Raw genomic sequence first — 15,693 nt, forward strand, 5'->3', positions numbered from 1 at the left:
CATTTTTTATATATAATGTGGCGTAATACTATATTTGTAAACAAATTTTAGGAGCAATAATTGATAACTCTAAAAGAAGCACTACAACTTAGTAGTGAGGAAATAAAAGATTTAAGAAAAGATTTAAATGAAAAGATAAAACAAAGTAACATAGGGGCTTATGTAGAACAATTAACTAATAGTGATATTTCTATTTGTGGTGAGGGAATACCTATAGCTATTAAAGATAATATTAATGTAAAAGATTGGGAAATTACTTGCTCTAGTAATATTTTAAAAAATTATATATCGCCATACAATGCAACTGTAATTGATAATCTTATTAAAGCTAATTTAAGTCCATTTGGAAGAACTAATATGGATGAGTTTGCTATGGGAAGTTCAACTGAGTCTTCATGTTATGGAAAAACTTTAAATCCTATTGATAATAATAAAGTTCCAGGGGGAAGTTCTGGTGGTTCTGCTGCTGCTGTTGCTGGTGGAATTGCAATTGCTGCGTTAGGTACTGACACAGGTGGAAGTATTAGACAACCTGCTGCTTATTGTGGTTGTGTTGGTATGAAGCCAACTTATGGAAGAGTTTCAAGATATGGAATTACTGCTTATTCATCTTCATTAGATCAATGTGGTCCAATAACTCAAAATGTTGAAGATGCAGCAATATTATATGATATTATTTCTGGAAATGACCCAATGGATTCAACTTCTTTAAATATTGAATATCCAAAAGTTAGCCAAAGTTTAAATAGTGATAAAAAACTTACAATTGCAGTTATTGAAAACTTTATTGAACAAGCAAGTGATGAAGTAAAAAAAGGTTTTAATAAAGCAGTTGATGCATTAAAAGAGGCTGGTCATACAATTGTTTATAAAAATATGGTAGATACTTCAAAGATTCTATCTTCGTACTATATTGTAGCAACTGCGGAAGCTAGTGCGAATTTAAGTAGATTTGATGGTGTAAGATATGGAAATAGAAAAGGTGATGCAGGTCTAAAAGATATGTATACACAAACAAAATCTCAAGGTTTTGGACATGAGGTACAAAAAAGAATTTTATTAGGTTCTTTTGTATTAAGTTCTGGATACTATGATGCGTATTATATCAAAGCTCAAAAGGTAAGACATCTTATAAAAGATGAATATGAAACAATTTTTAAAGAAGCAGATTTAATACTTTCTCCAGTATCTCCAACTACAGCTGTAGAGTTTGGAAGTTTTAAAACTTCACTTGATATGTATTTAAGTGATATATATACAATCTCTGTAAACTTAGCGGGACTTCCTGCAATATCATTGCCTGTAGATAAAGATAGTAGTGGAATGCCAGTTGGTGTTCAATTAATAGGTAAAGCATATGATGAACAAACTATGTTTGATGGTGCTTTATCTTTAGAAAAATGTGTAAATTATAAGAAATAAATATTATAAAGGGGATATTAAATGAGAATTAGAAAAAAAGCATTAACGTTTGAAGATGTACTTTTAGTACCACAAAAATCAGAAGTTTTACCTAAAGAGGTTTGTTTAGAAACAAAACTAACAAAAAATATTAGTTTAAATATCCCATTTGTTAGTGCTGCTATGGATACTGTTACAGAATATAGAGCTGCTATTGCAATGGCTAGACTTGGTGGAATAGGTATCATACATAAAAATATGGATGTTGAAACACAAGCATTACAATGTAAAAAAGTTAAAAAAAGTGAATCAGGAATGATTATTGATCCTGTAACAATTGGACCTGAACAAACACTACAAGATGCAGAAGATATAATGGCTTCATATAAAATCTCAGGTGTACCTGTTGTTGATAAAGATAATACATTATTAGGTATCTTAACAAACAGAGATATGAGATTTACTAAAGATTTTACTTTAATAGCAAAAGATAAAATGACAAAAATGCCTTTAATTACTGCAAAAGAGGGTACTACACTTGATGAAGCTGCTGATATTATGCATGCAAATAAAATAGAAAAACTTCCAATTGTTAATGCTAATAATAAACTAATTGGACTTATTACAATTAAAGATATTAATAAAAAAAGAGAATATCCAAATGCAAATAAAGATGAATTTGGAAGATTAAGAGTTGGTGCTGCAATTGGTGTAGGGCAAATGGATAGAGCAAAAGCACTTTGTGCTGCTGGTGTAGATGTTTTAGTACTTGATTCTGCTCATGGACACTCAAAAGGTATCTTAGAAACAGTAAAACAAATTAAAGCTGAGCTTGATATTGAAATAATTGCAGGAAATGTTGCAACAGCAGAAGCTACAAGAGATTTGATTTTAGCTGGTGCTGATGCTGTAAAAGTTGGAATTGGACCTGGTTCTATTTGTACAACTAGAATAGTAGCTGGTGTTGGTGTACCACAAATTTCTGCAATTGATGAGTGTGCTGCTGAGGGTGCTAAACATGGAGTTCCTGTTATTGCTGATGGTGGAATTAAATATTCAGGTGATGTAGCAAAAGCTTTAGCAGTTGGAGCTAGTTCTTGTATGATGGGAAGTGCTTTAGCTGGTACTGATGAAAGCCCTGGTGAAGTTGTACTTTTCCAAGGAAGAAAGTTCAAAACATACAGAGGTATGGGAAGTATTGGAGCTATGGCAAAAGGAAGTAATGATAGATATTTCCAAGAAGGAACAGCTACAGATAAACTTGTACCTGAAGGAATTGAAGGAAGAGTTGCTTATAGAGGAAGTATCTCAGATATTATTCACCAAATGGTAGGTGGACTAAGAGCTTCTATGGGATATGTAGGAAGTGAAAGTATTCCTGTATTTCAAAAGAAAGCAGAGTTTGTAGAGATTACAACAGCAGGACTTAAAGAGTCTCATGTTCATGATGTGACTATTACTAACGAAGCGCCTAACTACCACGTTTAAAAGTGATGTTATAAACATCATCTTTTAAACTTATTCTGCGTTGAAGATTGATTTTTTATTCTCATGTACTTATATGTACACTCCGAGAAAAAATCAATCTTCGCCTTGACTAAATCTAAAATCTAATATTTCTAATATCACTTTTTGATTTCATTGATTTTTCTAAAACTTTTATAATTTATTTTAAAAACCCAAGACGAATTTACAATATCTTAACAATTAAATTATCTAAAAAATTATATCAAATATATAAGTTAGGATAGAAATATTACATATTGTATTATTTTATTAAAATCATGTATTTACGGGATTTTGTTTAATTCAATATCATACATTAGAAATGTATTACTATTAAGTAATTTTATGGATAATTAATATATAATATATTATTAATAAATGGTTATACGAATATAATATGAACGAAAAATATCGAAAAATAATAAATGAACGTCAGTTAGTTTCTGTGATGAACAAAACTAAGTGGCGAGAATTGTGTCATGATTTTGAAAAGCTCCACTCTCTATACATTAGGGTAAAATACAAACTGATTTCATCTGAAGAAATTTTAGGGTTCAGTGCAGTTTGGTGGAATGAAATCTACGAAGAAAGTTCAGCTATTGAGTGGATAGATTTTAATCCAATAATTTCTAAGTATCGTGGACGTTTAGTCGCGCCAAAAGAAACTGATATGAGTTATGAAATTCTGGCAATTTTAAAGAAGCATGGAATCAAATATTCTATGGAAGGGTCTTACTTTAGGGTTTGGGGATATTTGAACCAACATACAAATCCAGTATTCTTATAAAATAAAAATAAGAGTCAGGTGATAACGATAACTTAATAGTAAAAAAGAAAAAAATTTATAATAGCATTACAACCAAATTAGGTTTAGGGTTATTGTTATCACCTGACTCTTTCATTGGTGATTCAAAGCTATCAAATGATTTTAATAATATTAAATCAATAAAAGGTGTTGGGGAGCTAAGTGCTATTGTATTACTTCATCTATTTATTAAATATCCCAATGCAAATCAAAAACAAATTATCTCATTAACTGGATTAGATCCAATCCAAAAAAGTTCTGGTACATCCATAAAAAAATTACCTAAGATTTCCAAAGCTGGTTCAAAAATATATAGAGGAACACTTTTTATGAGTGTACTTTCAGCTATAAGATATAATCCTATATGTACTTATTTTTATGAAAAATTAAAAGAAAAAGGTAAACATTCAACAGTTGCACAAATTGCTGTTATGAGAAAGATTATTCTTATAGCTTTTTCTCTTTATAAAAATAATCAAGTGTTTGATGAAGAAAAATACTTTAAACAAAAAGGAGTTAAATTATGTTAATTTTTATTGTTTTTTAAGGTGGCAACTGACCCCATAAGTTTTACAAATTTCTGCGTTATCGCAGAAATTTTTTTACTCACATACTTTAGTATGCTCCCACAAAAAATTTTGCTCTAGCCTTAAACTTTAAAAAAATAGTCAGTTCTAAACATCTTTTTGAGTATCATGATATTTTAATAAAATTTAATAATTTCTTGCCCATTTTTAACTCCTGATATACTTAGCATTTTATTGAAATATGCCTATTTATAGGATTTTATCTAATTTAATATCATAACATTAAAAATGTAATCCTATTAAGTAATTTTATGGGTAATTAATATATAATGTATTACTAATAAATAGTTAAATTTTCAATTGGGGTTACTGATGAATATTGAGATCGTAGAGAAAGCAGATCACCTTAATCTGATAGAGGTCTGGGAAGCGTCGGTCAGAGCAACGCATGATTTTCTGTCTGAAGATGATCTACAGGAGTTAAAGCCGTTAATTCTGGGGCAGTATTTTGACGCAGTTGATTTAAGGTGCGCTAAAAACGGTAACGGTGAAATTCAGGGATTCTGTGGAGTAGATGACGGTAATATTGAGATGTTGTTCATCTCACCTGATGCACGCGGAAAAGGCATTGGTGCCATGTTAGCGGCTCATGCTATCAAAGAGCAGGGAGCATCAAAGGTCGATGTAAACGAGCAGAATGAACAGGCGGTAGGTTTTTATCAGCATATTGGCTTTAAAGTGATAGATCGGTCACCAGTCGATGGTCAGGGTAAGCCTTATCCGCTGTTGCATATGGCGCTATAAAAATTTAACAAGGCCAGGCACGGCGACGTCTTTTTCATTGCGGCTTCGCCTTCACTACAAAGCCGCGCGTGCTGGCGGCGTTATATGCACAAAGGAGTATAACTTGAATATCGAATATAAACTAAATCAAAATATTACATCATCAGAATTTATAGAGGTTTTAAAAAACTCAACTCTAAGTAAAAGAAGACCTATTGATGATTTGAAAACAATCAAAGGTATGATTGAAAATGCAGACATAATCGTAACGGCTACAATAGATGAAAAAATTATAGGTGTTGCAAGAGCAGTTACTGATTTTAATTATTGTTGTTACCTATCAGACTTGGCAGTAGATGAGCAATATCAAAAAAACGGTATTGGTAAAAAACTCATTTCAAAAGTTCAAGAACAATTAAATGATAAATGTAAAATTATATTGCTCTCAGCACCTGATGCAACAGAGTATTATCCAAAAATTGGATTTACTCAACATAATTCAACTTGGACACTTGGAAGACAAGATAAATTAAACTAAAATTAGAGAATAGGGGTCAGTTGCCACCTTACATTTTTAGTTCATAAGTTTTCTCTTTTATTTAAGTTCTAAAAAGTAAATCTATTTTTTTATTAATTTTTCACTACAATACGAAACTCAAAAATTCAAGGCTAAAAAATGGCAAAAAGTCAAAACAATAACAGTGTAAAAAGTTCAAAAGTTGATTTAGTTAAACTAAGTAGTAATTCTACTCCAAAAGCATTTTCTAAAGACACAGCAGTAAAAGAGCAAGTTGTAAATGCAAGAAAAGCTTCAAGTCAAAACAAAGAAAAAGCAAAGAAAAAAGCTAAAATGGCAAAAAAATCTAGAAAAAAAGCAAGATAGTAGATTGCTATAGTAATATAAGTGAATTTTTCAATAAAATTTATAAAGCTTTTATTAAATTTAAAAATTCGCTATAATGCCTAAAATATAAGGATATATATGCCAAAAGGTAAAAAAACAGTTATTAAAGAAATAAAACTATTAGAAAATGACGAAATTCTAATAAATGGAAGAGAATATGTTATTCTTGAAACAACAAAAGATATTCAAACAGCAAAGACTATGAAAGTATCTTCAAATGGAAATAGAATACTAAGATTTGATGATGAAAACAAAAAAGCTAGAATTGATTTAAAAAGATCAATAGATATTTATAAAATAACTTTTAAAGATGAACAAAGAGCAAAACAGTTTGCTAAAAGCAAAGACAAAAAACTAATCTTAGCAGATGATACTAAAGAGATTATTTCAACTGCAAACTCATCTATACAAGCTCGTTCTATCATCTCTAAATTTCAAGATAAAAAAAGTAAAGATTATGACAAGCAATTAGGTGTAAATACTTTTTATTTATTTGAAGAGTAAACTCTATAACAAATCAAATTACAATATGTAATATTTTTGATACTTTAGTTTTAATTGTTGTATACTTTTATAAATAAAACAGAGGTTACTACAATTAGAAAGAAGGATATGAAAGTGCAAGGTAATATAGAAGTAACATACAAAATAGTAAATAAAAATGATTTAAATTTAACTATTAGTTTAGAAGAACTCTTGAAAAATGAAAAAATAGTAAAAGCTATAAAAAGTGAGTTTGCAAAAGGATATCGAAATATTGATATTAAAACTGATTCAGATTTAAGTGATAAAATCAAAGTTGAAACTATAAAGAAGCATTACTCTTTTAGTGCTTTAAAAGATGATTTTGCAGATATTATTGCTCTTGCTGAAGATCATGCTACAAATAATAAGCTACTAAAAAAAGACTCTTTTGTTGAACTTGTAGATATAAAAACAGTTGAATAGTTTTTTGATTTTAAAAAATAATAATCTCTATTGTTCTTTTAGATTTTATAATAGTCTAACTTTTATAATAGTAAGATTTAGTATATAAATAAGAATTGGAATAATTATGTTAAAAAATAATAAATATATCAATAAAATTAAATATTACTATAAGTTGGCAAAAGAAAAAAAGATTGATAGCTATATGATACTTGCTGGTGCAGCTGGTGTATTACTTGGATTAGTTTGTTCAATACCTATTATAAACAAAATATTTGCTTGGTTTATACTGTTTGGAGTTGTAATAAAACTATATGATTTTTCAGAAGAGATAGAGAGAAATATAGTTCCATACGATTTTAATCGTTTATTGCCACCACCAAAAAAATAATATATTTATGAGTATATAATCTAGTCAATTTTAATTGACTAATCTCTTTATGGTTGTAAAATCTATATTTTACAGTTATTTTCTATCTTAATTTTCAAGTCTTGTATTAAAATTATAAATATATTTATTAACAAAGATTAAATATTTAATTGTTATCATATTCAAAATATTGTGGAGAGATTATGAAGAATATTTTAGTTATTGGTATGGTTATTGTTGCTATTGGTTATATGTTTGTTATGATGAAAAATAATTATGACAATGTAAAACAAACAAATGAAAAAATCAATCAGCAAAAGAAAATAAAATAAGACTTGAAGTAAAGGAGTTTTATATGGAACGTTGGTTTATTTTAGCGGGTTTAGCTCTTGTTTTAGTAGGATTGATTTTGCGTTTTATTCCAAATGTTTTTAGTTGGTTTGGAAAACTTCCAGGAGATGTACATATAGAAACTGAAAGCACAAAAGTAATGTTTCCTTTAACATCGATGATATTAATAAGTATTGCATTATCTTTAGTAATAAGTCTTATTAATAAATACTAATATGAAAGATATAAAGCTTTACTATGATAAAGATTGTCCTTTTTGTTCAAAGTATGCTACTTTTTTAAAACTAAAAGAAAATCATAAACTAACTATTTATAACGCAAGAGATAATAAAGAGTTGATGAATGATTTTTATAAAAAAGGTTTTGATATCAATAGGGGCTTTATTATTTTGATTGATGATTTAGTTTTGATTCAAGGAAGTGATGCTTTAGCTTATCTTGATAATATTGCAAAAAATAGATTATTTATTTTTAGAAGTTCAAAACTAATATTTTTTATATATCCTATTTTTAAGTTTTTGAGAAAAATAATACTCTTTTTACTAAGAAAAAATACAAATATTAGAAGTTGATTTATAGTTAAGTTAATTTGACTATAATTTATGCCTATTTATAAAATAAAGGAAAATTATCATGAGAATAGCTGTTTTTTGTGGCTCAAGTGCTGGAAATAATGAAATATATATAGAAGAGATAAAAGCACTTGGAGAGTTTTTTGCAAAAAATGACATAGAGTTAGTTTATGGTGGTGGTAAAGTAGGACTTATGGGTGCAGTTGCAAATAGTGTTATGCAAAATGGTGGCAAAGTTTATGGTGTTATTCCTGAAAAACTACAAGAAAAAGAGCTTGCTCATACAGGTATTACAAAACTAAAAGTAGTAAAAGATATGCATGAAAGAAAAGCAGAAATGGCAGCAAATGCAGATGCCTTTATTGCTTTTGCAGGTGGAGCTGGAACTTTAGAAGAGATTTTTGAAGTTTGGACTTGGGCTCAACTTGGATTTCATTCAAAGCCTTGTGTATTTTTTAATATAAATGGATTTTACGATAGTTTATTTGATATGATGGATAACATGGTAAAAGAAGGGTTTTTAAAAGAAGAGTATGTAAATATGCTAATTAAAACAGATGATAAAAAACAGATGTTAAAAGCTATTGAAAACTATAAATCACCAAATCAAAAGTGGTAATAAAAAGAGTGAAAAACACTCTTTTTAAATAATAGCTTCACCTTGTGGTGTTGTTCTTACAAGTTCAATTTGAAATGTATCATTTGCTATATTTCTTGGGCTTGTATCTTTATATTTTTTAACTATTTTTCTAATAGTATCTAGCTCTTCTTTTTCAAAAAGTGAACTATCAAACTCTTCTTCAACTTTGATAAATCTTAATTCTGTATGAGTCTTTTTACTAATTGTTTCAATATCTATATACTCAAGAAGTTCTCTAATTAAAAATAGCATTTCATCTTCTTCATCTAAATCTTCATTGTTTTCAATAATTGTAAAGATTTCTTGCATGATTTTAGGAGTTGGTGCTCTTTTTTCTTTGATATAATCATCTGCAAATATTTTTTCACCATTTTTTTGTAAGTTCTCATAATCAACCAAAAATAAAAGTGTTGAAACTTTCTTTTGATTTATAAATTGTGCATCTTTTTCTAACATATATAGTATAAAGTTTGCAATTTTTGTAATATCAAAACCCATAAATTAGATGTCCTCTTCATGTAGTTGCATCTCTTCTAAAACAGCAAGAATTTCAACTGCTTGTTCTTGTGTTAATTCATCTTTTGCAATTGCTCTTAATGTCTCTTCGAAATATTTTTTTAAATCTTTTAAGTATTGAAGTTCTTCTTTGTCTTCATCATTTTTGATGTTTTTTGATACCTCAATAATAGTTTCATCTAACTCTAAAAGTGCATCATCTTCTAATAAATCTTTTAACTCTTTAATTTTTGTTGTCAAGTTTATTCCTTTGTCTTTTTTGAAAGTATAACTAAATAAAAATGATAAAACTAGTAAACATTAAACCCAAAACATAACTTTTGCTAAAATTACAATTATAATAGCTAAAATAAGTGCAATAAGATGAAAGTGCTTCATAAAAGCCATTGGTTTTTTTTGTCTAAATTTACAAGATAGTGAATATAAAACTCCAATAGCAATACCCAAAACTAAAAATAGTTTTATCCAAAGTAAAATTTGCATATTTGTTTGAAAATATCCCAATGTAGAGTTTACATATTTTGAAAACATATAACCACCACTTAGTACAAGTAAAAGTACACAAACTGGATAGATTTTTACACCCTTTGTATAAATAGTCTGTTTTATCTCTTCTGCTTTTTGTGTATTGTATTTTTTATCTAAGATATTCAATACAAAAACATCTGCAAAAATAAAACCTACAAAAAAGATAGCACAAAAAACATGAATAATAAGCGCGATGTTATAAGCCATAATAGCTCCTTTATTGATTTTGATAATTATACTTAAAAAGAAAAAAATAAAAATTGATTTTTGTCAACTTCTTTAGATATAATGAATCATCTAACAAAAGGAAGCAACATGGATACTATTTTAAATTACATTAAGATAAATGAAAATATCTCTACATCAGGTCAGCCAACAGAAGATGAGCTTAAAATGATTGCAAATAATGATTTTAAAGTAGTTATTAACCTTGCATTGTGCGACTCATCTTTAGCTTTAGAAAATGAAGATAAGATTGTAAGTGATTTAGGTCTTACTTATATTCATATACCAGTTGATTTCCAAAATCCAGAACTAGAAAACTTGAAAATTTTTCTAAATATACTAAATGGTTTTGTAAATGAAAAGGTTTGGATACATTGTTCAAAGAACTACCGTGTTACATCATTTATGTATGTTTTTCATAAATACTTTTTAAAAACACCTTTTGAACAAATCGATTTGTCAATGTTTGATTTTTGGACTCCAAATACACAATGGCAAGAGCTAATGAAAATCTCTTTTGAAGAGTTACAAGCATAAAATAAAAGTCTCTTTTATGATAGAATTTGGTACAATTTCCAAGTTTATAATAAAATAATAATTAAATATACAAAAAAATATGGGATATATTTTGAGAATAGAGACAAAAATAGCAAAATTTACCAGCCCTTTGTATCTTGAAAGTGGTAGGATTTTACAATCATATGATATTGCTTATGAAACATATGGAGAGCTAAACGAAGATAAATCAAATGTAATAGTAATATGCCATGCATTAGCAGGGAGTCATCACGCAGCAGGAAGATATGCAGATGAAGCTAAACCTGGTTGGTGGGATAAGTTTATTGGTGATGGAAAGGCTGTTGATACAAGAAAATATTTTGTAATTTGTACAAATAATATTGGTTCATGTTTTGGTTCAACAAGCCCTATGAGTCCAAACTATCCAAGTAAAGAACCTTATAGATTTAAGTTTCCAGTACTTGCAATCTCAGATATTGTAAAAGCACAAAGAAACCTTTTTGATTCATTGGGGATTTATCATGCAAAAGCAGTAATTGGAGGTTCAATGGGTGGAATGCAAGCACTATGCTATGCGATTGAACATCCTGAGTTTTCAAAAACAATCATACCCTTGGCAACAACTGCATATACAAGACCTTGGGCAATTGCAATAAATAAAATAGCAATGGAAGCTGTAAGACATGACCCTGCATTTAACAATGGTCATTATGATAAAAAAGATTTGATAGCAAATGGACTTCCAGGATTAGCAATAGGAAGAATGGCAGGACTTATAGCATATCTTAGTCCAAATGTATTTAATAAAAAATTTGCAAGAAATTATGCACATACAGATGGTTTGTATGAACTTTTTGGACGCTTTGAAGTTGAAAGATATTTAGAATATAACTCTTATAGCTTTCCAAAAATATTTGATCCTTTATCGTATTTGTATATTTGTAAAACAATGAATATATTTGATGTGGGAAGAAACAAAGATAAAATAGAAGACTCTTTTTCTAAAATCAAAGGAAAATTACATCTTATATCATTTTCAGATGATATGCTATTTTTTCCAGAAGAGATGGAAGAGATATATGATATTATGTGCAAAATTGGTAAAAAAGATCAAGTAACATATAAGATGATAGAGAGCCAATCAGGACATGATTCCTTTTTAGTAGAAGTTGATAAATTTGAAGATTATGTAAAAGATATATTAGAGGAAAAAATATGAATGAAGAAAAACAAGAAGAAAAATTAGCATTTGAAGAAAAAATCTTAAAAGCAAAAGAGCTTTTAGAAAAACTAAATAGCCAAGATATAACACTGCAAAACTCTATTGAAGTATATAAATCAGGAGTAAAAGAGCTAGAAGAAGCTCAAAAACTACTTGATGAAGCAAAACTAATATTTACTACAAAAGAGAAAGATAATAACTAAAATTATTATTTAATAAAAACTTAGCTAAACTTTTCCAAGTAAATTTTGGAGAAGTTTATGAAAACTACAATAAAAAACTTAGAAAATATCGATAAACCAAGGGAAAAACTCAAAAAATTAGGTGTTGATGCACTAAAAGATTATGAACTTATGGCTATACTTTTAGGAAGTGGAGTAAAAGGTAAAGATGTCATAACTTTATCAAAAGAGATAATCAAACTATTTAAATCAGACTTTGAAAATATAAGCTTAGAAACCTTACTTCAAATACATGGATTAGGAACAGCAAAAGCATGTCAAATAGTAAGTGCAATAAACTTAAGTAAAAGATACTTAATAAAAAATCAAAATATAAAAATAACAAACTCAAATGATGTATTTGAAGAACTAAAACCATACAAAAACAAGCAACAAGAACATTTTTTAACACTATATCTTGATGGAGCAAATCATCTAATAGAAACAAAAGTTATAACAATAGGCACACTAAACCAAAGCTTGGTTCACCCAAGAGAAGTTTTTTCATATGCAATAGAAAAAAGATGTGCAAGTATCATAGTAGCTCACAATCACCCAAGCGGAATACTAAAGCCAAGCAGTGAAGATATAAATGTAACCAAAAGATTAAAAGAATCAGGAAAAATACTAGGAATAGAACTACTTGATCACGTGATATTTACAAAAGATGGATTTTATAGTTTTCAAGAAGAGGGTGTTTTATGATTATCATATAAAACTGTTTTATTTTATCCAGTACACTACAAACTTTTAGTAAAATATCTACTTTAAAATAATACAATAGGTTTTTTATGGGCGAAGAGAATAAACGAAGATTAGAACAGCAGTTATGGAATATAGCAAATACCCTAAGAGGTAAGATGGATGCTGATGAGTTTAGGGATTATATCCTTGGATTTATCTTTTTTAAATACTTATCTGAAAAGATGGAAACATATGCAAATGAGCTTTTAGAAGAAGACAAACTTATATATACAAACCTTGATGAAAAAAAAGATATAGAGTTCTTAGAAGCTATTAAAGAAGACTCACTAGAACAGCTTGGATACTTTCTAAAACCAAGTGAGCTTTTCTCTGCTATTGCAAAAAGAGGAAATAGTGACCAAGACAATTTTATCTTAGATGACTTGACAAAGATTTTACGAAATATTGAAGCTTCAACTATGGGGCATGAGAGTGAAGATGATTTTGAAGATTTGTTTTCAGATATTGACCTTACTTCTAAAAAACTAGGAAGAACAGAAGAGCAAAAAAATACTCTTATCTCAAAAGTATTAGCTCATCTTGATGAGATAAACTTTGAACTAAAAAACCACGATAGAGATATACTTGGTGATGCTTATGAGTATCTTATATCACAGTTTGCAGCAGGAGCTGGTAAAAAAGCAGGTGAGTTTTATACTCCTCAAAGTGTCTCAAAAATCTTGGCAAAAATAGTTACAACAAACAAAGAGAAACTAAAATCAGTATATGACCCAACTTGCGGTTCTGGTTCACTTCTTTTAAGGGTTGCAAAAGAGGTAAAAGATGTATCAAACTTCTATGGACAAGAGTTAAACAGAACCACATACAACCTTGCTCGTATGAATATGATAATGCATGATGTTCACTATAGAAAGTTTGATTTAAAACAAGAAGACACCCTAGAGCGACCACAACACGAAAATATGAAGTTTGAAGCAATAGTTGCAAACCCACCATTTTCTGCTCACTGGTCAGCAAATTCACTACACTTAAGTGATGATAGGTTTTCTCAATACGGAAAATTAGCCCCTAAAACAAAAGCTGATTTTGCTTTTGTACAACATATGATACATCATCTTGATGACAATGGAACTATGGCAGTTGTATTACCTCATGGAGTTTTATTTAGAGGAAGTGCAGAGGGACATATAAGACAATATTTGATTGAAGATAGAAACTATCTTGATGCAGTTATAGGACTACCTGCAAATATCTTTTATGGAACTTCAATACCTACTTGTATTTTAGTATTTAAAAAATGCCGTGAAGATAGTGATGATGTACTTTTTATAGATTCTTCAAAACACTTTGAAAAGATGAAAAATCAAAACTATCTAAGAGCTAAAGATATAGAAAAAATAGTAACAACTTATAGAAAAAGAATCCAAGAAGACAAATACTCATACAAAGCAAGCCTAAAAGAGATAAAAGAGAACGACTACAATCTAAATATCCCAAGATATGTAGATACTTTTGAAGAAGAAGAGGAAATAGACTTAGATGAGGTTTCTGCTGAGTTAAAAGAACTTGATAAGCAGATAATTGAAAATGACCTAGTGATAAAAAGCTTTTGTGATGAGCTTGGTATTAAAACTCCCTTTTAAAATGAAGAGTGAAAAATGAAAAATGAAAAATTAAGAGTGCCAAAACTTAGGTTTAGGGAGTTTTCTGGAGAGTGGGAAGAAAAACAAATAAAAGATATATTAATTGACTATAGATTAGGTGGTAATTATAGTAATACAGAAAATATAAATAAATATCCTTTAATTAAGATGGGCAATCTAGATAGAGGTAAAATTGTATTAAATAAAATTGAATATATAGATGAAAAAGAAGAAGTTAATCAACTAGATAAAATTAAATATGGTGATTTATTTTTTAATACTCGTAATACTTTAGAATTAGTTGGAAAAGTTGCTATTTGGAGAAATGAGTTACCAATTGCTTATTATAATTCAAATTTAATGTGGATGAAATATGAAGATAATTTTTTTATGAATTATCGGTTTAATACATATCAGGGAATTAAATCGTTGAGAAGTATTGCAACTGGTACAACTAGTGTTGCTGCTATTTATTCAAAGGATTTATTTAAAATCAAGTTAATTATTCCACAAAAACAAGAGCAAGAAAAGATTGCCTCTTTTTTATCCTCTATTGATAAAAAGATAAATCAACTATCAAAAAAAGATGAGTTACTACAAAATTATAAAAAAGCTATGATGCAAAAGATATTTTCACAAAAGCTTAGATTTAAAAAAGAAGATAGAAGTGATTATACTAAGTGGGAAGAGAAAAAGTTAAAAGAAATAGCGACATTTTTTTCTGGCGGAACACCATCAAGTACAAATAAAAATTACTATAATGGTGATATACCATTTATAGGCTCAGGAAAAATAAATTCAGATAATGTTGAACAGTTTATTACTTCTGATGCATTAGAGAATTCATCTGCTAAAATGGTAAATGTAGGAGATTTACTATATGCACTTTATGGTGCAACAAGTGGACAAGTAGCAATTTCAAAAATTAGAGGTGCAATTAATCAAGCTGTTTTATGTATTAGAAGTGAAGAAAATTTAGCTTTTCTATATTTTTGGTTGTCATTCAAACAAGATAATATTATTTCTACTTATTTACAAGGTGGGCAGGGTAATTTATCTGCACAAATAATCAAAGATTTAAAAATAAATCTACCTTACATAGAAGAACAAACAAAAATAGCAAACTTTTTATCCTCTCTTGATACAAAAATATCACAAAATAAAAAAGCCCTAGAAGAGACTCAAAAGTTCAAAAAAGCACTTTTACAAAAGATGTTTGTGTAACTTATGAATATTTGTTCTTAGTAAAATATTGATATAATAATTTTTATTAATATTAAAAAAATATTATGATAAATGACCTATTTTACCTATCTTGAGAAGCCTCC

Annotated in this window: 23 protein-coding genes; 20 read left to right on the forward strand and 3 right to left on the reverse strand. The window is 28.5% G+C overall.

The genetic code is table 11. From position 1 onward, the window contains the following. Window positions 1-60: 60 nt before the first annotated feature. From gatA to ACAN_RS06040, 14 genes are all read left to right on the forward strand, one after another. On the forward strand, window positions 61-1,422 hold the full coding sequence (gatA, locus tag ACAN_RS05980; RefSeq protein ID WP_099334192.1) for an Asp-tRNA(Asn)/Glu-tRNA(Gln) amidotransferase subunit GatA: 1,362 nt from the start codon (window positions 61-63) through the stop codon (window positions 1,420-1,422). Between the two features lie 21 nt (window positions 1,423-1,443). Continuing rightward, complete coding sequence (guaB, locus tag ACAN_RS05985) at window positions 1,444-2,889, forward strand: IMP dehydrogenase (RefSeq protein WP_099334193.1); 1,446 nt, start codon at window positions 1,444-1,446, stop codon at window positions 2,887-2,889. A 415-nt stretch (window positions 2,890-3,304) separates the two neighbouring features. Continuing rightward, the gene (locus ACAN_RS05990; protein ID WP_099334194.1) at window positions 3,305-3,694 is read left to right on the forward strand and encodes a DUF6678 family protein; all 390 of its coding nucleotides are present in this window, start codon (window positions 3,305-3,307) and stop codon (window positions 3,692-3,694) included. 92 nt (window positions 3,695-3,786) lie between these two features. Then, window positions 3,787-4,242, forward strand: a complete 456-nt coding sequence (locus ACAN_RS05995; RefSeq protein ID WP_165773059.1) for a transposase — start codon at window positions 3,787-3,789, stop codon at window positions 4,240-4,242. A 369-nt stretch (window positions 4,243-4,611) separates the two neighbouring features. Beyond that, window positions 4,612-5,043: an acetyltransferase gene (locus ACAN_RS06000; RefSeq protein WP_099334196.1), complete on the forward strand. Its 432-nt coding sequence runs from the start codon at window positions 4,612-4,614 to the stop codon at window positions 5,041-5,043. Window positions 5,044-5,146: 103 nt separating this feature from the next. Beyond that, window positions 5,147-5,560: a GNAT family N-acetyltransferase gene (locus ACAN_RS06005; RefSeq protein ID WP_099334197.1), complete on the forward strand. Its 414-nt coding sequence runs from the start codon at window positions 5,147-5,149 to the stop codon at window positions 5,558-5,560. A 138-nt stretch (window positions 5,561-5,698) separates the two neighbouring features. Beyond that, window positions 5,699-5,905 (forward strand): hypothetical protein, encoded by a 207-nt coding sequence (locus ACAN_RS06010; RefSeq protein ID WP_099310589.1) that lies wholly within the window; start codon window positions 5,699-5,701, stop codon window positions 5,903-5,905. A 99-nt stretch (window positions 5,906-6,004) separates the two neighbouring features. Continuing rightward, window positions 6,005-6,430, forward strand: a complete 426-nt coding sequence (locus ACAN_RS06015) for a hypothetical protein (RefSeq protein WP_079577266.1) — start codon at window positions 6,005-6,007, stop codon at window positions 6,428-6,430. A gap of 108 nt (window positions 6,431-6,538) precedes the next feature. Beyond that, complete coding sequence (locus ACAN_RS06020) at window positions 6,539-6,874, forward strand: hypothetical protein (protein ID WP_228145278.1); 336 nt, start codon at window positions 6,539-6,541, stop codon at window positions 6,872-6,874. A gap of 106 nt (window positions 6,875-6,980) precedes the next feature. Next, window positions 6,981-7,244 (forward strand): hypothetical protein, encoded by a 264-nt coding sequence (locus ACAN_RS06025; RefSeq protein ID WP_079577268.1) that lies wholly within the window; start codon window positions 6,981-6,983, stop codon window positions 7,242-7,244. A gap of 182 nt (window positions 7,245-7,426) precedes the next feature. Beyond that, window positions 7,427-7,555, forward strand: a complete 129-nt coding sequence (locus tag ACAN_RS14100) for a hypothetical protein (RefSeq protein WP_265734352.1) — start codon at window positions 7,427-7,429, stop codon at window positions 7,553-7,555. A gap of 23 nt (window positions 7,556-7,578) precedes the next feature. Then, window positions 7,579-7,788, forward strand: coding sequence for a DUF2905 domain-containing protein (locus tag ACAN_RS06030; protein WP_099310592.1), 210 nt, complete (start codon window positions 7,579-7,581; stop codon window positions 7,786-7,788). A 1-nt stretch (window position 7,789) separates the two neighbouring features. After that, complete coding sequence (locus tag ACAN_RS06035) at window positions 7,790-8,146, forward strand: DCC1-like thiol-disulfide oxidoreductase family protein (protein WP_099334198.1); 357 nt, start codon at window positions 7,790-7,792, stop codon at window positions 8,144-8,146. Window positions 8,147-8,207: 61 nt separating this feature from the next. Continuing rightward, window positions 8,208-8,765: an LOG family protein gene (locus tag ACAN_RS06040; protein ID WP_099334199.1), complete on the forward strand. Its 558-nt coding sequence runs from the start codon at window positions 8,208-8,210 to the stop codon at window positions 8,763-8,765. Between the two features lie 24 nt (window positions 8,766-8,789). Here the strand turns inward: ACAN_RS06040 and ACAN_RS06045 are convergent, their stop codons facing one another. Genes ACAN_RS06045 through ACAN_RS06055 form a run of 3 tightly spaced genes read right to left on the reverse strand, consistent with a single transcriptional unit; the run spans window position 8,790 to window position 10,037 of the window. Then, window positions 8,790-9,284, reverse strand: coding sequence for a type II toxin-antitoxin system antitoxin SocA domain-containing protein (locus ACAN_RS06045; RefSeq protein WP_079577272.1), 495 nt, complete (start codon window positions 9,282-9,284; stop codon window positions 8,790-8,792). Window positions 9,285-9,287: 3 nt separating this feature from the next. Next, complete coding sequence (locus ACAN_RS06050) at window positions 9,288-9,542, reverse strand: hypothetical protein (RefSeq protein WP_079577273.1); 255 nt, start codon at window positions 9,540-9,542, stop codon at window positions 9,288-9,290. A 60-nt stretch (window positions 9,543-9,602) separates the two neighbouring features. After that, complete coding sequence (locus ACAN_RS06055) at window positions 9,603-10,037, reverse strand: copper resistance protein CopD (protein ID WP_099334200.1); 435 nt, start codon at window positions 10,035-10,037, stop codon at window positions 9,603-9,605. 108 nt (window positions 10,038-10,145) lie between these two features. Here ACAN_RS06055 and ACAN_RS06060 point away from each other — a divergent pair, with 108 nt between their 5' ends. From ACAN_RS06060 to ACAN_RS06085, 6 genes are all read left to right on the forward strand, one after another. Then, window positions 10,146-10,592 carry a protein tyrosine phosphatase family protein gene (locus tag ACAN_RS06060; RefSeq protein ID WP_099334201.1) on the forward strand — a complete coding sequence of 149 codons (447 nt, stop codon included), beginning with the start codon at window positions 10,146-10,148 and terminating at the stop codon, window positions 10,590-10,592. A 91-nt stretch (window positions 10,593-10,683) separates the two neighbouring features. Continuing rightward, on the forward strand, window positions 10,684-11,793 hold the full coding sequence (gene metX / locus ACAN_RS06065; RefSeq protein ID WP_099334202.1) for a homoserine O-acetyltransferase MetX: 1,110 nt from the start codon (window positions 10,684-10,686) through the stop codon (window positions 11,791-11,793). Next, on the forward strand, window positions 11,790-11,999 hold the full coding sequence (locus tag ACAN_RS06070; protein WP_079577276.1) for an exodeoxyribonuclease VII small subunit: 210 nt from the start codon (window positions 11,790-11,792) through the stop codon (window positions 11,997-11,999). The genes metX and ACAN_RS06070 overlap by 4 nt, the downstream gene beginning before the upstream one ends. 57 nt (window positions 12,000-12,056) lie before the next feature. Then, window positions 12,057-12,722, forward strand: a complete 666-nt coding sequence (radC, locus tag ACAN_RS06075) for a RadC family protein (RefSeq protein WP_099334203.1) — start codon at window positions 12,057-12,059, stop codon at window positions 12,720-12,722. A gap of 86 nt (window positions 12,723-12,808) precedes the next feature. Next, entirely contained in the window at window positions 12,809-14,365 is a 1,557-nt protein-coding gene (locus ACAN_RS06080; protein WP_099334204.1) for a type I restriction-modification system subunit M, read from the forward strand. 15 nt (window positions 14,366-14,380) lie between these two features. Continuing rightward, entirely contained in the window at window positions 14,381-15,589 is a 1,209-nt protein-coding gene (locus tag ACAN_RS06085; RefSeq protein WP_099334205.1) for a restriction endonuclease subunit S, read from the forward strand. Window positions 15,590-15,693 lie beyond the last annotated feature (104 nt).

This window comes from Malaciobacter canalis (genome assembly GCF_008000835.1).
Classification (GTDB): Bacteria; Campylobacterota; Campylobacteria; order Campylobacterales; family Arcobacteraceae; genus Malaciobacter; species Malaciobacter canalis.

Excerpts from the sequence above, each read along its gene's own strand:
- guaB (WP_099334193.1), top strand. The coding sequence starts at position 1,444 with ATGAGAATTAGAAAAAAAGCATTAACGTTTGAAGATGTACTTTTAGTA.
- ACAN_RS05990 (WP_099334194.1), top strand. The coding sequence starts at position 3,305 with ATGAACGAAAAATATCGAAAAATAATAAATGAACGTCAGTTAGTTTCT.
- ACAN_RS06000 (WP_099334196.1), top strand. The coding sequence starts at position 4,612 with ATGAATATTGAGATCGTAGAGAAAGCAGATCACCTTAATCTGATAGAG.
- ACAN_RS06010 (WP_099310589.1), top strand. The coding sequence starts at position 5,699 with ATGGCAAAAAGTCAAAACAATAACAGTGTAAAAAGTTCAAAAGTTGAT.
- ACAN_RS06015 (WP_079577266.1), top strand. The coding sequence starts at position 6,005 with ATGCCAAAAGGTAAAAAAACAGTTATTAAAGAAATAAAACTATTAGAA.
- ACAN_RS06020 (WP_228145278.1), top strand. The coding sequence starts at position 6,539 with ATGAAAGTGCAAGGTAATATAGAAGTAACATACAAAATAGTAAATAAA.
- ACAN_RS06025 (WP_079577268.1), top strand. The coding sequence starts at position 6,981 with ATGTTAAAAAATAATAAATATATCAATAAAATTAAATATTACTATAAG.
- ACAN_RS14100 (WP_265734352.1), top strand. The coding sequence starts at position 7,427 with ATGAAGAATATTTTAGTTATTGGTATGGTTATTGTTGCTATTGGTTAT.
- ACAN_RS06030 (WP_099310592.1), top strand. The coding sequence starts at position 7,579 with ATGGAACGTTGGTTTATTTTAGCGGGTTTAGCTCTTGTTTTAGTAGGA.
- ACAN_RS06035 (WP_099334198.1), top strand. The coding sequence starts at position 7,790 with ATGAAAGATATAAAGCTTTACTATGATAAAGATTGTCCTTTTTGTTCA.
- ACAN_RS06040 (WP_099334199.1), top strand. The coding sequence starts at position 8,208 with ATGAGAATAGCTGTTTTTTGTGGCTCAAGTGCTGGAAATAATGAAATA.
- ACAN_RS06045 (WP_079577272.1), bottom strand. The coding sequence starts at position 9,284 with ATGGGTTTTGATATTACAAAAATTGCAAACTTTATACTATATATGTTA.
- ACAN_RS06055 (WP_099334200.1), bottom strand. The coding sequence starts at position 10,037 with ATGGCTTATAACATCGCGCTTATTATTCATGTTTTTTGTGCTATCTTT.
- ACAN_RS06060 (WP_099334201.1), top strand. The coding sequence starts at position 10,146 with ATGGATACTATTTTAAATTACATTAAGATAAATGAAAATATCTCTACA.
- ACAN_RS06070 (WP_079577276.1), top strand. The coding sequence starts at position 11,790 with ATGAATGAAGAAAAACAAGAAGAAAAATTAGCATTTGAAGAAAAAATC.
- radC (WP_099334203.1), top strand. The coding sequence starts at position 12,057 with ATGAAAACTACAATAAAAAACTTAGAAAATATCGATAAACCAAGGGAA.
- ACAN_RS06080 (WP_099334204.1), top strand. The coding sequence starts at position 12,809 with ATGGGCGAAGAGAATAAACGAAGATTAGAACAGCAGTTATGGAATATA.
- ACAN_RS06085 (WP_099334205.1), top strand. The coding sequence starts at position 14,381 with ATGAAAAATGAAAAATTAAGAGTGCCAAAACTTAGGTTTAGGGAGTTT.